Genomic DNA, 6,681 nt, shown 5'->3' with positions numbered 1-6,681 from the left:
GTATGCTGTCACCAGTACACTTTGAACAGAACCACAAAATGAAGACGAAGAGTGTCTAATAAACTCGGGGCTATTCAAAGTAACTGTATCTGAAGCTGTCATGAAGGTAGTTCCCTGATTTTTATTTATTGGCTGAAGCTGACCCTGTTGCAATTGCAATGATCGCCTCGGAATCAATCGCAATACCGCTATGGCCTCCAACTTCACCTGCAAGAAGGCCTTCTCGCATCACGAGAATACGGTCACAAATTCCGACAAGTTCTGGGAGCTCACTCGAAATAACGAGAACACATGTTCCTCGTTCACTAAGCGCTTCTATGATTCGATAAATCTCTGACTTAGCGCCGATATCAACACCGCGCGTCGGCTCATCCAAAATCAAGACTCTTGGGTTGGTTTGTAAAAGCCGTGCCAGCAATACTTTTTGCTGGTTTCCCCCTGAAAGTGAGCCGACATTGACTTGAGGGCTAGCCACAGCGATTTGCATATCGGCAATAGCCATTTTTGTCCTATGGCTTGCCTTTTGAAAGTTCAAGAAACCGAAACCGTGGCTATCCTGTTCCAATGCAGCAATATTTATATTCTTCGACACGCTCATGTCGAGAAATAGCCCTTCGCCTTTTCTATCCTCGGTCAGGTAAACTATACCTGCAGCAATTGCGTCCAAGGGGGTGTTTATGTTCAACTGATGCCCTTGAAGAGCAACTTTGCCAGAAGTTTTTTTATCAGCCCCATAAATGAGACGCGCAAGCTCTGTACGTCCTGCTCCTACAATACCCGCCAAGCCAAGAATTTCACCGGCATGAATATCAAATGAAAGACCTAAAACTTTACGATTATCTGCAATGTCGGTAACTTCAAGGATCTTCTGTCCTGGCTGATACTGTACGTTTCGATCTTTTTGATAAAAGCTCGAAATATCTCGTCCCACCATCATTTGAACGAGGAGTTCTTCGGACAGCTGTGAGCGCTGAATACAGCCAATATACACCCCATCGCGCAACACAGTAACCCGGTCACTCAAGTCGTAAATCTCATTCATTCGATGGCTGATATAAATGATTGCCATACCTTTATCGCGCAATCGACGAATGAGTTGGAATAACCTGTCACATTCGGTTGAGGATAGAGATGTTGTTGGCTCATCCATGACAAGGATGCGGCAGTCTGATAGCAGCGCCTTTGCAATTTCCACCTGTTGCCGCTGTGCAAGTGACAGGGTTGCAACCTTATCCGCTGTATCGAAATCAACACCCAGCTCTTCAAGAATGTTTTCGCAGAGCCGGTTCATTGCACGACGGTTCAAAACTCCCATAGTTGTCTGCTCACGCCCCAGCAGCATATTTTCAGCAACCGTCAGATTAGGAGCAAGTGCCAGCTCCTGATAAATTATAGAAATACCCAGTCCACGGGCATGAGCTGGTCCGGAGATTGTAATCGACTTGCCAGCAACCTTGATTTCACCTGATGTTGCCGGATGAGCACCCGACAGAACTTTCATCAAAGTTGATTTACCGGCACCATTTTCACCCATTAGTGCGTGAATTTCACCTGCGTAGACATCAAGATCAACACCATTCAGTGCACATATGGAACCAAAACGTTTTGTGATATCCCGCATTTGAAGAAGCGGACCAATTATCTTCCCATGAGTTTCCTGCTGAACATATGACATAGCACTTTGGCCCTTTAAGCAGATGCACCTTTAAAAGGTGCAACAAGCCCCGATTGCTCTTGAGATAAGAACATCCTGTTCCAGGTTGGACTAATGACTATCTCATTGACGCAGACCCGATCCGGGAGCAATGCAACCATCAAAATCATGTTGGCAAGATCTTGGGACTGCAACATGCGATCCTGTTCATCCTGTGGAACAGGAACGGGACGATTTTTGAGAACGGGCGTGGCAACCTCGCCTGGGCACACCGCGCATGAGCGGATATTGTTAGAGAACTCTTCCATGTTAATGGCATGGCTCATTGCCACGACTGCATGCTTTGTTGCGCTATATCCGGCACCCGCCAGTTTATGGCTATGGCGACCTAACCATGATGCTGTATGAATCATGAGGCCGCCACCTTGATCCCTAAAAATCGGCAGCACGCTCGTAACACAGTAGAAAGCGGCTGCAAGGTTGGTAGATAATAACGTGTCGATGCCTGCGGGTGTTAAAGTTGCGGAGCTTCTGTCGCGAATATTAATGCCAGCATTATTGACGAGGATATCAAGTCGCCCAAACCGTTTCACAATAGAATCCACGATTTCCTGTACGCGCACTGCATCGGTCAGATCGCCCTGTTCAATAATAGCTGAACCGCCGACAGCAATTATTCTAGACGCAACGGACTCAAGCGCATTCTGCCGACGCCCAGTGAGCACAACAGTGGCACCTGCTGCAGCAAGGGTTAAAGAAGTAGCTTCACCAATTCCACTCCCTGCTCCCGTAACCCAGATGATTTTGCCAGATAAATCGGCCATCTATATTTTCCTGCTATGTTACATCTTCAGCAACAAAGTTTCATATAGGAAACCTTGTGTCAATGCAGAAACACATAAAGATTGACTTTCGTTCAGCGACGCCAGAAAATATTCAAACAATTGGAAGCAGCGCATAACTGCTATGATCTATTTAGTTTCTTGATATCTCGGATGAGAAAATGACTTCAACAGCCCCCTCTAATGTTAATAAACCCTCGATAGGTGAAGCACTTCGTGAAAGAAGAGGCTATCATGGGTGGACGCTTGCAGACGTAGCGGCGAAAACCGGAATGTCCAAGTCAACTCTCTCCAAAATTGAGAATGATCTTATTTCCCCATCCTACCAGTCGATATTACAACTCTGCGCAGGGCTCGGCATCGAAATAGGGGATCTGGTTTCCGGTTCGGGTGCCAAAGGCGAAGAAGTGAGGAAACTCACCGGACGCAGAAGCATTTCCCGCGATGGAACGGGTTTGGTTATGGGCGACGACAACTTTACTTACACCTATGTCTGTACTGACATTGCACATAAGCGCATCATTCCCATGATGATTGATGTTCGTGCTCGCTCAATCAATGAAGTCGGCGGTCTATGGAATCATGTCGGCGAAGAATATCTTTACGTACTGGAAGGCAGTATTGAACTTCAAACAGAGCTTTATGAACCAACAATTTTGGAGAAAGGTGACTCGGCCTATTTCGATAGTACGATGGGACACGCCTATCTCTCAACTGGCGAATTCCCTGCAAAATTATTGGTCATGTGCTCTAGTGCCACGCCGAACCTTGCCCAAACCTTACGCGAAGTTCTCAGCGACAGACTTGGAAAAAGAGTAAAAAAGAATACGACATAGCCAACGTATCGTTTCAATTAAAGAAATTTATTTTTCTTATAGGAAACTGTTGACAACATCGTTGATAACCTGTCCAGTCTTTTGAGTTTCACTCACAGTTCAAGGTACGATCTATGTCAAATGCTGATCTGCTATTATCCCTGATAAAAGATGCGAAGCTTATCGACCTCTCGGTACTCACTGGTGAAAACCAGCCGTCATCACCTCCCGAAGGCCAACGTTTCGGCCAATTCATGATGAACCACTACACATGGCCGCGGGGACAGTTTCTTGAATATGTACAGGTTCACGATGATCACACAGGTACCCACTGTGACGCCCCCTGCCATATGATTCCGGCAGCGGACACAGGATTGCCTCACGCCAACGAATTTGGCAGTGTAACGATCGAACAACTTGACCTAAATGACATGATCGGCCCCGCTGTCATAGTGGATGTTCGTCCGCTTATTGCAACCGTCCCCAAAGGTGAAACGACACATCTTGCACAAAGTCCTGTTATTGACCGTGCATTTCTTGAAGCATGGGAAATAGAAAACGGGCCATTTTCTTCAGGCGATATCGTTCTTTTTCGTACCGACTGGTCGGACAATTACTTCCGCCCCTATCCCGAAGGCTTCAAATATGACCGATCACATCCTGCACCGGGTGCGGATGCTATCAAGCTCCTGCATGAACGCGGAGTTAAACATATTGGCATTGACGGTCGCGGCATAGGCTTGATGCAAGATGACTATACACCGCACTGGGCTGCCCTTGGATATGGTATGATTGCCACTGAAAATCTCACCAATCTCGGAAAGCTGCCCACACGTGGAGCAATCTTTATCTTCTTGCCCCACAAATTTGAGGGCGCAACAGGTGGCATGGGCCGCGCAATCGGCTTAGTCAGTGCATAATTTGTAAAATAGTAATTACATCTAGCGGCTGCGATGTCAGTTTTGAGTCACATTTCAAATTGAACTATTGCAGTCGCTGTATAATTTATAAATCTCCTCTTGTACTTTCACGAATGAAGCTCTGCTATTTCGCTCTCGCTCAAGCAACGAATTTTGCACCATGCAAGATGAAAACTAGCCACGCGACTTCTATTAGATGGAACTGACAGGAGAGCTAGAATTGAAGCAGGGCGCGAAAACGATCCAGTGAATCGTTTTTCCTGCATAACGCGACGGCCTTCTTCGCTTGAGTTGATGCGGATAGGAAAACAGTTCGATGAATTTGCGTTCATTGACGCGGAGAAGGCCCACATGTCTTTGTCACGGCTGTGCGCTTTCGCAGGCGTCAGTATCAGCGGTTATTATGCCTGGAAGCATCACGGTCCCAACCGTCGCCAGCTTGATGACATGATTATCCTGGCTCACATTCGTAATCAGTCTGAACTGTCACGTGAAGCCTATGGCAACCCGCAAATGCATGTCGAACTGAATGAAGAAGGTATTGGTCAGGACCTCACCGCACGACCGATAGCAATCATGGTCAGCCTGTCGCTCCCAATCTTCTGGATCATGACTTCAGTTGTGACGAACTCAATCAGAAATGGGGTGTCGATATCAATTATATCTGGACCGCCGAAAGCTGGCTGTACCCCCATGGTGGAGGTAACGCCTTTGAGCCTGAATAAAACCGGCTCCGCCAGAAATAAGCCTCGAACAGGCTGACAAACAATTGTCATCTGCCTGCTGGGCATCTGCGCGAATTATGAATGATACCAACGCTCATTTATCAGAACCGATGTGCCCATTCTCTTCGTCCAATTGAAATAATAATCCAAGACTGAGCGATGAGCGAAATATTCTTTGGAATCTTCAGCTTGTTCGTCATGTTCCAGCCCGCCTGATCGAAAATGAGCACAGCATGGGCGTTGCGGGCAACGTAGCGGGATACTTCGACAAAATGCTCTTTCATCGCATGCGTATCGCAAAAAGGCATGACGAGCGCAGCGCCCTTACCGTGCTTCGGGCGCGCATCCCCGAAAATATAAGCCGAACGGATTCGTTGTTCCTGCGTCGCAGAGGGCCTGGTTCGACGCATCGCCTACCGCCGGATGAACTTCATCTTTTGACCAACACGGGCTTCGTCCTGAAAGCAAACCTCTATCTGCTTCCCTTTGACCTAAATTCCGCAACAATTTAGTGTTTTGTGGCCAGTAGTTCCTCCCTAACCTGATTCAGATTGAGAATGTGCATGAAGCGAATTTTCAAGCTCATAGGTCTTTTCATCGGCCTGCTAATCATTGCGGCTTTTCTATATGGTGGAAAAGGTTATTGGGATGCTCTCTCGGACGCCCCACAATTACGTCAACGTGCGAATGACTTGATAGCACAGGGGCGTGGGGCAGCCTCGCTTGGTGCAGAACATGTGGCAATATTGCTAAAGGTGGAAGACCCAAATTTTGCTAATCATGCCGGAGTAGATTTTTCGACCGCTGGCGCAGGAGCCACAACAATTACGCAGTCAACCTCCAAGCGCCTTGCGTTCAAAAAATTCCAACCCGGTATCGGCAAAATTCGACAAACCGGGTACGCGATAGGTCTGGAACGCCGACTTTCCAAGGAGCAAATCCTTGCCCTCTGGCTCGACACATTGGAGGTGGGCGAAGGCCCGGAAGGGTGGATAACTGGCTTCCACAAGGCAAGTTCTGCAATCTATGGTCGGCCGCCCACAGAGTTAAGTAACAAGGAGTTCATTCGATTGGTGGCCGTGCTTATCGCACCGGGATCTTATAAGCTTAGAGAGAATGATACTGCGCTCAATGAGCGTGCCGGCCGGATTGAACGTCTCGTGGCAGGAACGTGCGCCCCCGAAGGGCTAGGCGACGTGTGGCTGAGAGGGTGCAAGCAACCATCCTATGACTGAGGTTTTTTCGTGCAACTCCTGACATTCACGGATTTACACCTAAGCGGCTGGAAAATTTTTTAAATTCGGCGGAGGCTTCGCGATCCTGCGCATGCTGCCTGGGTTCCGGCAGAAAGCTTCCGATACCCTATGGAGCGTAGTTCACGCCCCAACATCTGGGATGCTCGTCTTTGAGAAGCGGTTATGACCGGGGAATTGTCCGTTCAGCAAGCATCCGGACCTCGGGCATTGAAACGAATGACCCAAGCACGGATGATTTGATGACCGAAACTACCAAACCGGGCAGCTTCAGTGTGCGTACCTCCATCGTAGATGATTGACACTGCTACGACTGGGGATAAGCCGAAACGCACTGTCGTTTTGCTGCTCGCATCGATTCCATCTACAAACCATTTTGTTGTAAGCTCTGGTTCTATTGAGACGTATTGCTTGGTGTTGATAATAGGCGTCCCTTGAACACCAAAAGCCCCGTCATTTCTGATCGGGGCTT

6 protein-coding genes and 2 pseudogenes are annotated in these 6,681 nt (G+C 47.9%); 4 read left to right on the top strand and 4 right to left on the bottom strand.

The genetic code is table 11. From position 1 onward, the window contains the following. Nucleotides 1–121: 121 nt before the first annotated feature. Both FHY56_RS17620 and FHY56_RS17615 read right to left on the bottom strand, forming a co-directional pair. Nucleotides 122–1,675: a sugar ABC transporter ATP-binding protein gene (locus tag FHY56_RS17620; protein WP_140906425.1), complete on the bottom strand. Its 1,554-nt coding sequence runs from the start codon at nt 1,673–1,675 to the stop codon at nt 122–124. A 14-nt stretch (nt 1,676–1,689) separates the two neighbouring features. Next, the gene (locus FHY56_RS17615; RefSeq protein WP_140906424.1) at nt 1,690–2,478 is read right to left on the bottom strand and encodes an SDR family oxidoreductase; all 789 of its coding nucleotides are present in this window, start codon (nt 2,476–2,478) and stop codon (nt 1,690–1,692) included. Between the two features lie 179 nt (nt 2,479–2,657). Between FHY56_RS17615 and FHY56_RS17610 the strand changes: the two genes are divergently transcribed. The 3 genes and pseudogenes from FHY56_RS17610 to FHY56_RS17600 all read left to right on the top strand — a co-directional run. Beyond that, nucleotides 2,658–3,332, top strand: a complete 675-nt coding sequence (locus tag FHY56_RS17610; protein ID WP_140906423.1) for a helix-turn-helix domain-containing protein — start codon at nt 2,658–2,660, stop codon at nt 3,330–3,332. 113 nt (nt 3,333–3,445) lie between these two features. Continuing rightward, nucleotides 3,446–4,231: a cyclase family protein gene (locus FHY56_RS17605; RefSeq protein ID WP_140906422.1), complete on the top strand. Its 786-nt coding sequence runs from the start codon at nt 3,446–3,448 to the stop codon at nt 4,229–4,231. Nucleotides 4,232–4,522: 291 nt separating this feature from the next. Continuing rightward, nucleotides 4,523–4,920: pseudogene (locus tag FHY56_RS17600) on the top strand (IS3-like element IS1953 family transposase); the annotation flags it as partial. Nucleotides 4,921–5,057: 137 nt separating this feature from the next. On the opposite strand, the gene FHY56_RS17595 reads toward FHY56_RS17600, so the two are convergent. Continuing rightward, entirely contained in the window at nt 5,058–5,366 is a 309-nt protein-coding gene (locus FHY56_RS17595) for a hypothetical protein (protein WP_140906421.1), read from the bottom strand. Between the two features lie 153 nt (nt 5,367–5,519). On the opposite strand from FHY56_RS17595, the gene FHY56_RS17590 reads away from it, so the two are divergent. Beyond that, the gene (locus tag FHY56_RS17590; protein ID WP_140906420.1) at nt 5,520–6,191 is read left to right on the top strand and encodes a transglycosylase domain-containing protein; all 672 of its coding nucleotides are present in this window, start codon (nt 5,520–5,522) and stop codon (nt 6,189–6,191) included. A 203-nt stretch (nt 6,192–6,394) separates the two neighbouring features. Here the strand turns inward: FHY56_RS17590 and FHY56_RS18070 are convergent. Next, nucleotides 6,395–6,681, bottom strand: a pseudogene (locus FHY56_RS18070) (hypothetical protein); the annotation flags it as partial.

The organism is Brucella gallinifaecis (genome assembly GCF_006476605.1).
Taxonomy (GTDB): Bacteria; Pseudomonadota; Alphaproteobacteria; order Rhizobiales; family Rhizobiaceae; genus Brucella; species Brucella gallinifaecis.
Note: the sequence above shows the minus strand (reverse complement) of the source record. Positions and strands in the feature narration are given on the sequence as shown.